12 protein-coding genes and 1 pseudogene are annotated in these 14,115 nt (G+C 55.8%); 1 reads left to right on the top strand and 12 read right to left on the bottom strand.

Features of this window, described 5'->3' with window-relative positions:
- Window positions 1-4: 4 nt before the first annotated feature.
- Entirely contained in the window at window positions 5-940 is a 936-nt protein-coding gene (locus U5K34_RS00285; RefSeq protein WP_322565122.1) for a M23 family metallopeptidase, read from the bottom strand.
- Between the two features lie 82 nt (window positions 941-1,022).
- On the opposite strand from U5K34_RS00285, the gene U5K34_RS00280 reads away from it, so the two are divergent.
- Window positions 1,023-1,478, top strand: coding sequence for a DUF721 domain-containing protein (locus U5K34_RS00280; RefSeq protein ID WP_322565121.1), 456 nt, complete (start codon window positions 1,023-1,025; stop codon window positions 1,476-1,478).
- Between the two features lie 141 nt (window positions 1,479-1,619).
- Here the strand turns inward: U5K34_RS00280 and lpxC are convergent, their stop codons facing one another.
- The 11 genes and pseudogenes from lpxC to mraY all read right to left on the bottom strand — a co-directional run.
- Complete coding sequence (gene lpxC, locus U5K34_RS00275) at window positions 1,620-2,531, bottom strand: UDP-3-O-acyl-N-acetylglucosamine deacetylase (RefSeq protein WP_322565120.1); 912 nt, start codon at window positions 2,529-2,531, stop codon at window positions 1,620-1,622.
- 248 nt (window positions 2,532-2,779) lie between these two features.
- Window positions 2,780-3,925, bottom strand: a complete 1,146-nt coding sequence (gene ftsZ, locus U5K34_RS00270; protein ID WP_322565119.1) for a cell division protein FtsZ — start codon at window positions 3,923-3,925, stop codon at window positions 2,780-2,782.
- Window positions 3,926-3,988: 63 nt separating this feature from the next.
- Complete coding sequence (gene ftsA, locus U5K34_RS00265) at window positions 3,989-5,224, bottom strand: cell division protein FtsA (RefSeq protein ID WP_322565118.1); 1,236 nt, start codon at window positions 5,222-5,224, stop codon at window positions 3,989-3,991.
- Between the two features lie 24 nt (window positions 5,225-5,248).
- Entirely contained in the window at window positions 5,249-6,001 is a 753-nt protein-coding gene (locus U5K34_RS00260) for a cell division protein FtsQ/DivIB (protein WP_322565117.1), read from the bottom strand.
- On the bottom strand, window positions 5,985-6,977 hold the full coding sequence (locus tag U5K34_RS00255; protein WP_322565116.1) for a D-alanine--D-alanine ligase: 993 nt from the start codon (window positions 6,975-6,977) through the stop codon (window positions 5,985-5,987). The genes U5K34_RS00260 and U5K34_RS00255 overlap by 17 nt, the downstream gene beginning before the upstream one ends.
- The gene (gene murB, locus U5K34_RS00250) at window positions 6,964-7,884 is read right to left on the bottom strand and encodes a UDP-N-acetylmuramate dehydrogenase (protein WP_322565115.1); all 921 of its coding nucleotides are present in this window, start codon (window positions 7,882-7,884) and stop codon (window positions 6,964-6,966) included. The genes U5K34_RS00255 and murB overlap by 14 nt, the downstream gene beginning before the upstream one ends.
- Window positions 7,885-7,888: 4 nt before the next feature.
- Complete coding sequence (gene murC / locus U5K34_RS00245; RefSeq protein WP_416223977.1) at window positions 7,889-9,337, bottom strand: UDP-N-acetylmuramate--L-alanine ligase; 1,449 nt, start codon at window positions 9,335-9,337, stop codon at window positions 7,889-7,891.
- A complete protein-coding gene (murG, locus tag U5K34_RS00240; RefSeq protein WP_322565114.1) occupies window positions 9,330-10,418 on the bottom strand; it encodes an undecaprenyldiphospho-muramoylpentapeptide beta-N-acetylglucosaminyltransferase in 1,089 nt (362 codons plus the stop codon). Before murG ends, murC begins: the two co-directional genes overlap by 8 nt.
- Window positions 10,415-11,593 carry a putative lipid II flippase FtsW gene (ftsW, locus tag U5K34_RS00235; RefSeq protein ID WP_416223983.1) on the bottom strand — a complete coding sequence of 393 codons (1,179 nt, stop codon included), beginning with the start codon at window positions 11,591-11,593 and terminating at the stop codon, window positions 10,415-10,417. Before ftsW ends, murG begins: the two co-directional genes overlap by 4 nt.
- A gap of 23 nt (window positions 11,594-11,616) precedes the next feature.
- Window positions 11,617-12,984: a UDP-N-acetylmuramoyl-L-alanine--D-glutamate ligase gene (murD, locus tag U5K34_RS00230; protein ID WP_322566553.1), complete on the bottom strand. Its 1,368-nt coding sequence runs from the start codon at window positions 12,982-12,984 to the stop codon at window positions 11,617-11,619.
- A gap of 18 nt (window positions 12,985-13,002) precedes the next feature.
- Window positions 13,003-13,902 (bottom strand): annotated as a pseudogene (gene mraY / locus U5K34_RS00225) (phospho-N-acetylmuramoyl-pentapeptide-transferase); the annotation flags it as partial.
- Window positions 13,903-14,115: the final 213 nt, after the last annotated feature.

The following is a 14,115-nucleotide window of genomic DNA, read 5'->3' as shown; positions in this document are numbered from 1 at the left end:
CAGCTTAATTGCTGGCCATGATGTATTTTTTGGGATCGACAGTACGGCCGTTGAGCAACACTTCCAGGTGAACGTGCGGACCGGTAGAACGCCCCGAACTGCCCATTTTGGCAATCACCTGGCCCTTTTTGATGGTGTCACCGACTTCCACCAGGTTTTCCTTGTTGTGCCCGTAACGGGTCACATAGCCCTTGCCGTGGTTCACCTCGACCAGTCGGCCGTAGCCGGAGCGCTTGCCGGAATAGGTGACCACCCCGGCCGCCACGGCCACCACCTCGGAGCCTTCCTTGCCGGCGAAATCGATACCCGAATGATGGGTGCGTCGGCCATTGAAGGGATCGGTGCGCATACCGTAATAGGACGACAGCCAGCCGCGTTTGATAGGCCGCCCTGCCGGGACCACTTCGGCCTGCAGGTTGCGGGTCATGATCATCTCTTCCAGTACACCGAGCTGCTGGCTGCGGTCGTCGATTTTCGAAGACAGTTCTTCCAGCGATTCAATGAAATCCGGCACATTGATCGAATCAGCGGACAGCTGTTCGCTGCTTGATACAGGCCCGCCCTGGGCCGGAGCCTGCTCGAAATTGAATTCGCCGCCATCCAGATTGGCCATCTGGGTCAGGCGCTGTCCCAGCGCATCCAGCCTGACCACATGGGACTGCAGATTGCCCAGACGCAGTGCCAGCGCGTCCATGCTGTCCTGCGCGTTGCGGGTCACTTCCTCGATTCGCAAGCGCTGGGCATCGAGTTCCGATTGCAGGGCCAGGTTCAGATCGTCCGGGTTCGCTTTCATATGCGCGACGCCCAGATAATAGCCCACACCCATGAACGCCGCCGGCATCACAATGGCAGTGCTCAGAACAAGGCTGATCAGGCGATGTTTACTCAGGGTCCACAACCCCGAACAGCCTTTTTTCCGTCTCAGAACAACGATATTCATAGTGACAACACAGCTCTTGTTATTTTAATGTGAGGTTAAAGTGAATTTTCCGATTAACCGGGCAAACCCTTCATAATCCAGTATGAATACTCCCAGACCATTGTACAAGCTCCTGCACGGAGAAAAGACCCGGCTTGCGGACCTGGTCACAACCACCCGCCAGTTGCGGCGACTCAATCAGCATCTGTTAGCGGTGCTCGCTGCGCCGCTGACGGATCATTGCCAGGTGGCCCGCTATGATACCGAACAACTGATTATCCAGGTGGACTCACCGGTCTGGGCGTCGCGTTTGCGTTATTACGTTCCCACCCTGCTGCAAGAGCTTAAGCAAAATATCCCTGATTTACAAGGACTTAAATCCATAAAAATCCATGTCGCCCCGGCCACGCCGACGCCGGTCGAAAAGCCCCCGGACAAACGCGAGATTACCCCCGCCGCCAGCCGAAATATCCAGGCCATGGCCGAGGCCATTGACGATCCCGTCCTGCGCGAGGCCCTGCAACGATTAAGTCGGCCCCGTCGGACCGGGGATAAATAAGTAACTCTTATACATTCGACTCGAATGATAAGCTTTTCGGGTCGCGATCTTCCGGATCCGCGCACCAGTCCCACATGATTCGTCCCGCCCAAATAAAAACACCGGCGATTGCCGGTGCTTTTGGGGTGTCACAACGCGGTTTCAGGTGACCTGAACCGGCTGGACAAAGGAGATGGGCGCCTTGGCCGGATCCTCGAAAGTTACCTCTTCCCAGGCTTCTTTGTTGGCCAGCAACTCGCGCAACAGGCGGTTGTTCAGGGCATGGCCGGATTTGTGGCCGCTGAAGGCACCGATCAGGCTGTGTCCCAGCAAATAGAGATCGCCGATGGAATCCAGAATCTTGTGTTTGACGAATTCGTCCACATAGCGCAGACCGTCCTCATTCAGTACCCGGTATTCATCCACGACAACTGCATTGTCGAGGCTGCCGCCCAGCGCCAGATTATGGGCCCGCAGGTTCTCAATCTGGCTCATGAAACCGAAGGTCCGGGCCCGGCTGACCTCCTTGACGAAGGAGGTAGTGGAAAAATCGATCATCGCAGTCTGATTTTGATCCTTGAACACCGGGTGGTCAAAATCAATGGTGAACGACACTTTGAACCCCTCGAACGGTTCAAAGCGCACCCATTTATCGTCTTCTTCAATCACGATCGGCTTTTTAATCCGGATGAACCGTTTTGGTGCCTTTTGCTCCTGAATGCCAGCCGATTGCACCAGAAACACAAAGGGGCCGGCACTGCCGTCCATAATCGGTACTTCCGGCGCATTCAGATCAATATAGGCGTTGTCGATGCCCAGCCCGGCCAGAGCCGACAGCAGGTGCTCCACGGTGGAGACCCGAATGCCGTCCTTGATCAGGGTGGTAGACAGGGTCGTATCCCCGACATTCTCGGGAACGGCCGGGATTTCAACCGGTTCCGGCAAGTCCACGCGTCTGAAAATAATGCCCGTATCCGCTGCAGCTGGTCGAAGGGTGAGGTAGACTTTTTCACCGGTGTGCAGACCCACGCCGGTGGCGCGAATGACATTTTTCAGTGTACGCTGGTTAATCACTAGCCGTTTTCTCCTTTTTGATTCTCAGGTCTTCCTGGGCGATGCAAAATTCAGGCCTGCTTCACTACGAACGAGTGCGTGGGCGTAAGTATAGCACCGCGAGAAAACCCGCATAATAAAACAAGTTCACATCTTACAGCAACTTATGGCGATAAACGGCGATTTCAGGGAAAACTTGATACCTCTATCACAGATAAATCCGCTACCTCCGTCACAGAAGCGTCCCGCCTCTGCGGCGGCAGCAGCATTCAGTCCGCCTGACGCCGCAGGAACGCCGGAATATCCAGATACTCCATATCCCCGTCACCCTGGCGAGAGCCTTTGCCTTCGGCCGCCCCCTTGTTGCGCATGACCGTCGGGCGATCCAGCTGATTGTAATCCACCTCGCCATCGCTTTTCTTGTTGACCACCAGTTTCGGCTTGTCGCCCTGTTTCAACTCGTTGCCCAGACCGGTTGCCACCACGGTAACCCGCAGCTCGCCGGACATCGCCGGATCAATCACGGTTCCCACCACGACCGTGGCGTTCTCGGAGGCAAACTGCTTGACCGTGTTACCCACCTCTTCGAACTCACCGATGGACATGTCCATCCCGGCGGTCACGTTGACCAGAATCCCGCGTGCCCCGGCCAGGTTGACGTCTTCCAGCAAGGGACTGGCAATCGCCGCTTCGGCCGCTTCGCGGGCCCGATCTTCACCGGAGGCCCGACCGGAACCCATCATGGCCATGCCCATTTCGGACATGACGGTTCGCACATCGGCAAAGTCGACGTTGATCAGACCCGGACGGGTGATCAGCTCGGCAATGCCCTGCACCGCGCCAAGCAACACATCGTTGGCCGCCTTGAAGGCATCCAGCAGGCTGATGTTCTTGCCCAGCACGCTGAGCAGTTTTTCATTGGGAATGGTGATGAGCGAATCGACGTACTGCTTGAGCTCATCCATCCCGGCCATGGCCACTTCCATGCGCTTTTTGCCTTCAAAGGGAAACGGCTTGGTGACCACCGCCACGGTGAGAATGCCCATGTCGCGGGCAATCTGCGCCACGATCGGCGCACCGCCGGTGCCGGTTCCGCCACCCATGCCGGCGGTGATAAAGACCATGTCGGCGCCTTCCAGCACTTCCTGGATGCGTTCACGATCTTCCATCGCCGCATTACGTCCGGTTTCCGGATTGGCCCCGGCCCCGAGTCCCTTGGTGACACCGCCACCCAGTTGCAACAGGGTCTTGGCAGAGCTGTTTTTCATGGCCTGGGCATCGGTATTGGCGCAGATGAAATCCACCCCTTCGATACTCTGGACCACCATGTGTTCGACGGCATTACCACCACCGCCACCTACACCGATCACTTTTATCACGGCGTTCTGACTGTAAGTATCCATTAGTTCAAACATTTCTTTACCCCTCCTCACTGACAACGCAGTTGGTTGTTACATTGTGTCTACGTCACAAATCCTTTAGAAATTTCCCTGAAACCAGCTCTTCATCCGTCGCAAGACGGTTGTAAAACCACCGCCCATGCGTGTTTCCGCTTCACGCAAGGCACGATTCTGATAACCGAACAGCAGTAACCCGACCCCGGTGGAATAAATGGGATTACGCACCACATCCACCAGCCCGCTGACATATTGCGGCAGGCCCTGGCGCACCGGCATGTGGAAGATCTCCTCGGCCAGTTCCACCGTGCCTTCCATCTTGGAACTGCCCCCGGTCAGTACGATGCCGGCGGCACACAGATCCTCGAATCCGCTGCGACGCAACTCGGCCTGAATCAGCGTGAACAGCTCTTCGTAACGCGGCTCGACCACCTCGGCCAGGGTCTGGCGGGCAAGACGTCTTACCGGTCGTTCACCGACACTGGGCACTTCAATGGTTTCATCGGCGCTGGCCAGCTGGGTCAGCGCACAGGCGTATTTGATTTTGATCTCCTCGGCATGCTGGGTCGGCGTGCGCAGAGCCACGGCAATATCATTGGTCACCTGATCGCCGGCGATGGGAATCACCGCGGTGTGGCGAATCGCCCCCTCGGTGAACACAGCAATGTCGGTGGTGCCGCCGCCGACATCCACCAGGCAGACCCCCAGTTCCTTTTCGTCCTCGGTCAATACCGAATGGCTGGACGCCAGCTGCTCGAGAATGATGTCGTCCACTTCCAGTCCGCAGCGACGGACGCACTTGATAATGTTCTGCGCAGCACTCACCGCACCGGTCACCATGTGTACCTTGGCTTCCAGGCGCACGCCGGACATGCCGATCGGCTCACGGATGCTTTCCTGATCGTCGATAATGAATTCCTGCGGCATAATGTGCAGCACCTTTTGATCGGCCGGTATCGCGACCGCCCGCGCCGCATCGATCACCCGTTCGACATCGTACTGGGTCACTTCCTTGTCCCGGATCGCCACGATGCCGTGCGAGTTAAGGCTGCGGATATGGCTGCCGGCGATTCCGGCATAGACCGAGTGGATCTGACAACCGGCCATCAGTTCCGCTTCCTCCACCGCGCGCTGGATCGACTGCACCGTGGATTCAATATTCACCACCACACCCTTTTTCAGACCGCGGGACGGATGCGAACCCAGCCCGATAATTTCGATATCATTCTCCGGGGTAACCTCACCGACAATCGCAACCACCTTGGAGGTGCCGATATCGAGTCCGACGATCAGGTTTTTTTCTGTTTTCTTAGACATTCAATGTCACTCCCGAACGCGTTTTCATGTCCTGTTCTGTTCCCATGCCACCGCCATGCCGTTGGTGTAGCGCAAATCAATCCGTGTCACGCGACCTTTGTCCAGCGAACTAAGCCGGGGGTAAACCCGGACGAAGCGCGCCAGACGTTCAAATTCATGTTCACGCCCCAGTTTCAGGTGAATGCCGTTATCCAGGCTGATTCGCCACGCCTGGCGTTGATCCAGTTTCAATTTCACAATCTGCATTCCCAGTGGTGCCAACAATCCGGAAAAACGTTGATGGGCATCCCGCATTTTGCCGCTCAATTTTTCCGGCCCCTGGAAAACCGGAAGATCCGGGGGAAAGGTTGATGCAGCCGGTTTGAATATGTCGCCGTTCCGGTTTAGCAACCCGCCAGCCGCCCAGACAGCCAGGGGTTGTTGTTCAATAAAATGGATTGCCAGCGTATCGGGCCAGATGCGTCGCACGGTCGCATGTTTAATCCAGGGCAGACTCTCGACCTGTTGCTGCACGGCGGCCACATTGATATCGAAATAACCGACACCGGATAAACTTTTCGAAAGCGGATTGAGCATGGCCTCGGTTACATTGACAAAGCTCCCCTGCACGCGAATTTTATCCACCGGTACGTTCAGCGGATTAACCAGGCTCTGGATACCCCAGTACAGCAATACCCCCGACAATATCACCGACAGAATCAGCAACAGTCGCCCGGGGCGAAATTTGAAAAGCTCCCCGCCTTGCATAAGTACTGCCTGGTTAGCCCGCGCCGACATGGCCACCTCCATGCTGATGGTCGCCGTTATGGCCTTCCAGTGTCTGGGCAAGAATTGCGTAAACCAGCTGATCGAAGTCCATACCAATAGCTCTGGCCGCCATGGGAACCAGGGAGTGATCGGTCATGCCCGGCACGGTATTCAGTTCAATTACCCAGGGCTTGCCGTCTTCCGAGCAAAGAATGTCAACCCGTCCCCAGCCACGCGCTCCCACCGCCTTGAAAGCCGCCAGAGCCAAACGCTGCAATTGACCTTCCTGTTCGGGATCCAGTCCGCAGGGACATAAATAACGGGTCTGATCCGACTGGTATTTGGCCTCGTAGTCATAAAACTCATTCGGGGTTTCGAGTTTAATCACCGGCAACGTCTGTTCGCCCAGTATGGTCACGGTATATTCGCCGCCCTCGATCCAGCGTTCGGCAATGACCGCGCCGGGAAATTGCGCGGCCGTCGTATAAGCGTCACGCATCTGCTGCGGCTCATTAACCCGGGTCATGCCGATACTTGATCCTTCCAGCGCCGGTTTGACCATCAGCGGCAAGCCCAGACTGGCGACCACATACTCCGGATCGGTATCGTCATCCAGCACCATGTAATCCGGCGTCGGCAACCCGGCGGCCTCGAGAATCATCTTGCTGCGCAATTTGTCCATGGCCAGTGCCGAGGAGAGCACGTCGCTGCCGGTATAGGGGATATCCATCACCTCAAGGACCGCCTGGATTCGACCATCCTCACCGCCGGGACCATGCAAGACAATAAAGGCGCGATCGTAATTACCCGCTTCCAGCGTCTGCAGGACAGTCTCTTTATTAACGTCAATACCCTGCGCATCGACACCACTGCGCAACAGGGCATCCAGTACCGCCTGACCGCTGCGCAACGAGACCGCCCGTTCGGCGGACCAGCCACCCATCAATACCGCGACCTTGCCAAAGGCCCGCGGCTCGATAGTTTTGTTGTCCTCAGTCACGCTCATGCGGTTCTCCGACAATCTGCACTTCCCTGACAAGTTTGATGCCGCTTGCCTGTTGCACTTCATCGGCAACCCGTTCAATCAACAGTTCAATATCCCGGGCCGTGGCCGTCCCGGTATTGATAATAAAATTGGCGTGTTTTTCCGACACGCAGGCCCCGCCGACGCAGGTGCTTTTCAAGCCGCACTGTTCGATCAGGCGGGCCGCATAATCCCCCGGCGGATTGCGGAACACCGATCCCGCATTGGGCTGACTGGTCGGCTGCGTCGCGCCGCGCCGGGCCAGATGCTGTTTAATCTGTTGCAAGCTCTGGCTGGCATCGCCGGCTTCAAGCTGCAACGTGGCACCGACGAACCACTCATCCACTCGGCCGCGAACATGACGATAACTTGTCTCGAATTTATCAGCCTGACGGAGCCTCAGATTGCCCTGGCGATCGATCATCTTCACCGATTCAACGATGTTCCAGGTTTCCCCGCCCATGGCACCGGCATTCATGGCCAGAGCCCCGCCAAAGGTGCCGGGAATACCGCAGAGAAATTCGGCGCCGTGCAATCCCCGCCGGGCCGTTTGTCGGGCCACCTGCGGGGAGGCCACACCAACTTCCACATACACCCGGTTATCTTCCAGCCACTCGATACCGTTGAGCACACCACTGGTACAGATCACCGTGCCGCGAATACCGCCATCACGCACCAGCAAATTACTGCCCAGCCCCAGCCAGAACAGCGATTCCCGGGCCGGCAACTGCTGCAACAACTGCTGCAGATCGGCGACATCCGCCGGCCGATAGAAATGCTCGGCCACGCCGCCCACGCGCCAGGATGTATGGCGGCTCATCGGTTCAAGCTGTTTCATTTCGCCCCGCAGTTGCATGGTCCCGGTCTCTATTGTGTCCATCTGCATCATGTTGTTACTGCCCGCTCAACTGCTGCTCGAGTCGGGCCGCCGCGGCGCCAATGTTCCCGGCCCCGAGTGTCAGTACAATATCCCTGTCCTGTAATACCCCGTTCAACACCGCCGGCAACTCATCCAGCTCTTCGACAAAAATCGGTTCAACCTGGCCCCGCGTCCGAATGGCGCGGGTCAATGAGCGTCCGTCGGCCCCGTTAATGGGTGTCTCACCGGCGGGATACACTTCCAGCAAGACCAGGGCATCCACTTCCGACAGTACCCGGGTAAAGTCTTCAAACAGGTCCCGGGTACGGGTATAGCGGTGCGGTTGAAATACGACGACCAGGCGCCGTTCGGGCCAGCCGGCGCGGATCGCCTGAATGGTTGCTTCCACTTCGCGCGGATGATGACCGTAATCATCAACATGAATCACCCGCCCCTGGGCAAGTTCATACTCCCCATAGATCTGGAAACGGCGGCCGATCCCCTGGAAATTATCCAGCGCCCGGGCAATATGCTGGTTTTCGATGCCGATCTCATGCGCGACCGCGATCGCCGCCAGCGCATTCAGAACATTGTGATGTCCCGGCATATTCAACGTGACATCAAAATGTTCACCTGAATCGCGCTGTACAATTGTAAAATGAGTCTGGTTTGCCACCTGGGTAATATCGACCGCGCGCACATCCGCGTCCTCGTTCAGCCCATAGGTAATCATGGGCCGACTGATGTGCGGCATCAGATCGCGAATTTCCTCGTCATCAATACATACCACCGCCAGGCCGTAAAACGGCAGGTGATGCAGAAACTCGACAAAGGTCTGGCGCAGTTTTTCAAAATCCCCGCCGTAGGTTTCCATATGATCCGCATCGATATTGGTTACGATGGCCATCATCGGTTGCAGATGCATAAACGAGGCATCGCTTTCATCGGCTTCCGCCACCAGATAGCGCCCGCTGCCCAGACGTGCATGGGTACCGGCACTGTTGAGACGCCCGCCAATCACAAATGTCGGGTCCACGCCGCCTTCGGCCAGGACGCTGGCAATCAGGCTGGTTGTCGTGGTTTTGCCGTGGGTTCCGGCTACGGCAATGCCGTAACGAAAGCGCATCAGTTCGGCGAGCATCTCTGCGCGCGGTACCACCGGAATACGCTGCTGGTGCGCGGCCCTGACCTCCGGGTTATCCGCAACAATCGCGCTGGAGATCACCACCACATCGCAGTTGCGGATATTTTCCGCGGCATGTCCCTGAATAATAGTTGCCCCCAGTTGGGCCAGATGACGGGTCACGGCATTTTCATGAATATCCGAACCGGTAACCTCGTAACCGAGATTGATGAGTACTTCGGCGATCCCGCCCATGCCGACACCACCGATGCCGACAAAATGAATACAGTTAATCCGCCCCATACCCGGTTCACCCTGACCGGAGGGCAGATCGGTGAAGCGTCTCAGCTGTTTAGCCATGCATCACCTCCAGACAGCGCTGACCCACGATCCGGGTGGCATCGGGCATAGCCAGTTGACGAGCCCGTTGTGCCATATCCAGTAATCGGTCCCGGCCCTGTTCCAGCAATTCCCGTAATACTGAGGCCAGGCGTTCGCTGTTGAACTCGGCGGCCAACATTACTCTGGCCGCACCGGCCTTCTGCAAATAGCGGGCGTTGGCCGTCTGATGATCATCCACTGCATAGGGGTACGGCACCAGGATGGAAGCCAGACCTGCAGAAGCGAGTTCAAAAACGGTCAGGGCGCCGGCGCGGCAGATCACCAGATCCGCCCATTCGAACGCTTCGGCCATATCCTCAATAAACATGACGGTCTGGGCCTCGACACCGGCCGAGGCATACGCCTGCCGGGCCGACTTCAGTTTATCCTTGCCGGCCTGATGTCGAACCGTGACCGGCATCTGTGCCGGTAGCCGGCTGAGTGCTTGCGGCACGGTTTCATTCAGAACCTGCGCACCAAGGCTTCCGCCGACAACCAGAATACGAATTGCCCCCTCGTGTCGGGCAAAGCGTTGTGCCGGTTGCGGTAAATCCACAATGTCCTGACGCACCGGATTACCGGTGTGCAGGACTTTGTCATTTTTAAAGCTACCCGGAAACGCCTCCATCACCTGCAAGGCCAGATGGCTGAGCAAACGGTTGGTCAGTCCCGGAATGGCATTTTGTTCGTGGATCAATAATGGCCGGCGTAACAACCAGGCGGCCAGCCCCCCGGGGCCGGTGACGAAGCCGCCCATTCCCAGTACGGCATCCGGTTTGAGTCGCAGACAAATCGCTACCGCCTGTAACAATGCATAGGAGAGTTTAAACGGTGCGAATAATAATCCGGACAGACGTTTGCCCCGCAAGCCACTGACGGAAATAAATCGGATACTGAAACCCGCCTGCGGAACAACCCGTGACTCCAGCCCCCGGCGTGTACCCAGCCAATAGATCTCCACACCCTGGTCCTGGAGGTAACGTGCAACAGCCAGTGCCGGGAAGACATGCCCTCCCGTGCCGCCGGCCATAATCAAAATGCGTCGGGGATGGCGATTCATGAACGCCTCCCTTGCGGCATTTGATTACGACGATCATATTTTCGGGTTTCATAATCGATGCGAAGCAGCAAAGCCACGGCAATACACATGACCAGCAAACTGCTGCCGCCATAACTCATCAAGGGTAGTGTGAGACCTTTGGTGGGCAATACACCCATATTGACACCGATATTGATAAACGCCTGCACACCGATCCAGATTCCCAGGCCATAGGCCACATAACCGGCGAATGGCTGCTCACGTTTCTCGGCACGGCGACCGATACTCAGCGCCTTGTAAATCACAAACAAATACGCCACTACCACCAGTATTACCGCAAACAGTCCCAACTCTTCGGCCATGACAGCGAATAAGAAATCAGTATGTGCTTCGGGCAGATAAAACAGTTTCTGGATGCTCGATCCGAGCCCCACGCCGAACCATTCACCACGACCAAAGGCAATCAGGGCCTGGGTCAGCTGAAAGCCGCTATCATAAGGGTCAGCCCAGGGATTCAGAAATGTTGTCAAACGCTGTAACCGATAGGGTGAAGTCAGAGCCAACAAGGCCAGCGCACTGGTCAAAGACATCAGCAATAATATGAACTGGGTAAAGCGCACGCCGCCAAGCCACATCATGCCAAAAGCCGTCAGAAACAGGACCACGACTGCGCCATAATCGGGTTCCAGCAACAACAACAGACCCAGCAGGGTCAGCAGGATAAGCGGCCGTAGAAATCCGACAACCCGCGAACGTACTTCCCCGTGATGACGGACCAGATAACCGGCCAGATAAATTACCGAAAATAGCTTGACGAATTCAGAGACCTGCAAGGAGAGTGGACCCAGCATAATCCAGCGTTGACTGCCATTGACCTCACGTCCCAGTCCGGGAACGAAAACCAGCATCAGTAACAGAATGCTTAGCAATATAAGCGGCATTCCACTCTTTTCCCATATTTCCATCGGCACGCGTATTATGGCACCGGCGGCAATCAGCCCGATTATCATGTAGCCCAACTGACGCCAGAAAAAATAGAAGGGATCATTGACCATTTTTTCAGCGATTGAAGTTGATGCCGAACCGACCATCACCAGCCCAAGACATAACAGGGACAGAACGACAAGTAACAATGGCTTGTCAACCACATCCAGCAGACGCACTTGCTCATTCCGGTTATCCGGCTTTTGAAACAAGCTGGCGATGTGAGTTGCTGTTATCACTGACACAGGCTCCTGACACACTCGATAAACGTATCGCCGCGATGTTCAAACCCGTTAAACATGTCAAAGCTGGCGCAGGCCGGGGATAACAATACCGCGTCATTCGTTCGGGCCATTTGCGCCGCTTTATTAACGGCTTCCTGCATGGTGCCGGCACTTGCAACCGGTATCACATCACCCAATGCGTTTCGCAGGGATGGCGCATCCTCGCCAATCAGAACAATGCCCCTGGTTCGCCGCGCCACAACATCGCGCAAAACACTAAAATCCTGTCCCTTACCCTGGCCGCCCATAATCAGGACCAGTTTTTCACCCGGGATCCCTTCAATGGCGGCAATCGCCGCACCGACATTGGTCGCCTTCGAATCATTAATCCAGGTCACGCCGTTGTGTTGTCCCAGCCACTGGCACCGATGCGGCAGTCCGGCAAAATTCCGTAGCGCATCAGTCATAACCTCTGACGTCAGACCGGCTGCCTCCCCGAGAGCCAGAGCCGCCAGGGCATTGGCCAGATTGTGTTCACCGGTGATTTTCAGATCATCGACGGCAATCAGCATCTGGTGACCCCGGCATAACCAGCGTTCCGCATCCTGCTGACAAATCCCGTAGTTATCGCCTTCAGGCATCCCCAGACTGAAACTGATCTGCTTACGCCCGGCACAAAACAGTCGAGCGGTTGCCATCACTTTTTCATCATCGGCATTGACCACCAGCACACCGGAGCCATAGAAAATTCTGGCCTTGGCCGCCGTGTAGTCCGCCAGGGTGTCATAACGATCCAGATGATCTTCGCTGATATTGAGTAATGCTGCCGCGACCGGATCCAGTGACTCGGTGGTCTCAAGCTGAAAACTGGACAGTTCCAGCGCGCAGATCTGATTGTCTTCTTTGAGCAGTTCCAGTGCCGGCTTCCCGATATTGCCGCCGACACCCGCCTTGATACCGGCCTTGTGAAACATCTCGCCAACCAGGGTGGTCACCGTACTTTTTCCATTGGAGCCGGTAATCGCCACCACCGGCACATTGACAAACCACGCAAACAACTCGATATCACCAATAATTTTTGCGCCTCTGGCACATGCCTCAACAATCAATGGCTCGCGTAACGATATTCCCGGACTGACCAGGATGATATCCGCACGACGGAACGCCAGCTCATCAAAACCACCGACAAACACTGCCATATCGGGCAATTCTTTCTGCAATGCAGACAGGCAGGGCGGCTCGCCCCGACTGTCTGTGATCGCAATATCAATCTCATAGGCCGACAAAAAGCGAGCACAGGAGAGACCCGTCTGGCCCAGACCGACGATCAGGACCTTCTTGTCTTGCAAGTACTCTGCTGCCTGTCTGCTCATTGTCATGTGTGTTGCCAGCATTAGTTATCGAATCTTCAACGTTGCCAAACCGATCAACACCAGAATGACGGTAATAATCCAGAAGCGGACGATCACTCGCGGTTCCGGCCAGCCTTTTAACTCAAAATGATGATGTAGCGGTGCCATGCGAAATATTCGCTTGCCGGTCAGTTTGAATGATAAAACCTGCAAAACAACCGAAAGGGTTTCCACAACAAAAACGCCGCCCATAATAAATAAAACAAGCTCTTGTCGGACAATTACGGCCAAAACTCCCAGTGCGGCACCGAGGGCCAACGCACCAACGTCACCCATAAATACCTGCGCCGGATAAGTGTTAAACCAGAGAAATCCGAGGCCGGCACCAACCAGCGCCCCGCAAAAGATCACCAGTTCACCGGCACCGGGAACGTTGGGAATCTGCAGATATTCAGAAAAGCCGGCATGTCCGGATGCATAGGCGAATATCCCCAACGCCCCGCCAACCATGACCGTCGGCAATATGGCCAGGCCATCCAGACCGTCCGTCAGGTTTACCGCGTTGCTTGACCCGACAACGACAAAATAGGTCAACAGCACATAAGCGATCATACCCATTTCGATGGAGATGCTCTTGAAAAACGGCACAATCAATTGTGTCTCAACCGGCAGTGCCGTCTGGTATAAATAGATGCCAACGGCAATAGCGATAACCGACTGCCAGAAGTACTTCCAGCGTGCGACCAGACCACGCGGATCTTTTTTAACCAGTTTTTTATAATCATCGATCCAGCCGATCACGCCAAACAGGAAAGTAGTCAGAATAACCACCCAGACATAGCGATTACCCAGATCCGACCACAGAAGCGTGCCGATCGCGATAGCAATCAAAATCAGGGCACCCCCCATAGTCGGTGTGCCCGCTTTGATTAAATGGGTTTGGGGCCAATTTTATAGGTTTATTAGGGGGGTGCGACAGTTACAACAGCAGATAGTTACAAGCAAAAGCGCCCTTTGTGGGCTTTGCAGGGGTTTTCAGGATTTATGGGTTCGAGCGCGCGCGGTTTTATGCTTTTTGTGGTGTTTTGTCGCAATTATTGAGGGGTTATTTTGCACTCTCCAAGCTATCAATGAAGTTCCTGGGTATCTTGTAGATTT

Source organism: Thiohalophilus sp. (genome assembly GCF_034521165.1).
GTDB lineage: Bacteria > Pseudomonadota > Gammaproteobacteria > UBA6429 > Thiohalophilaceae > Thiohalophilus.
This window is presented reverse-complemented; position numbering and strand designations above follow the sequence as displayed.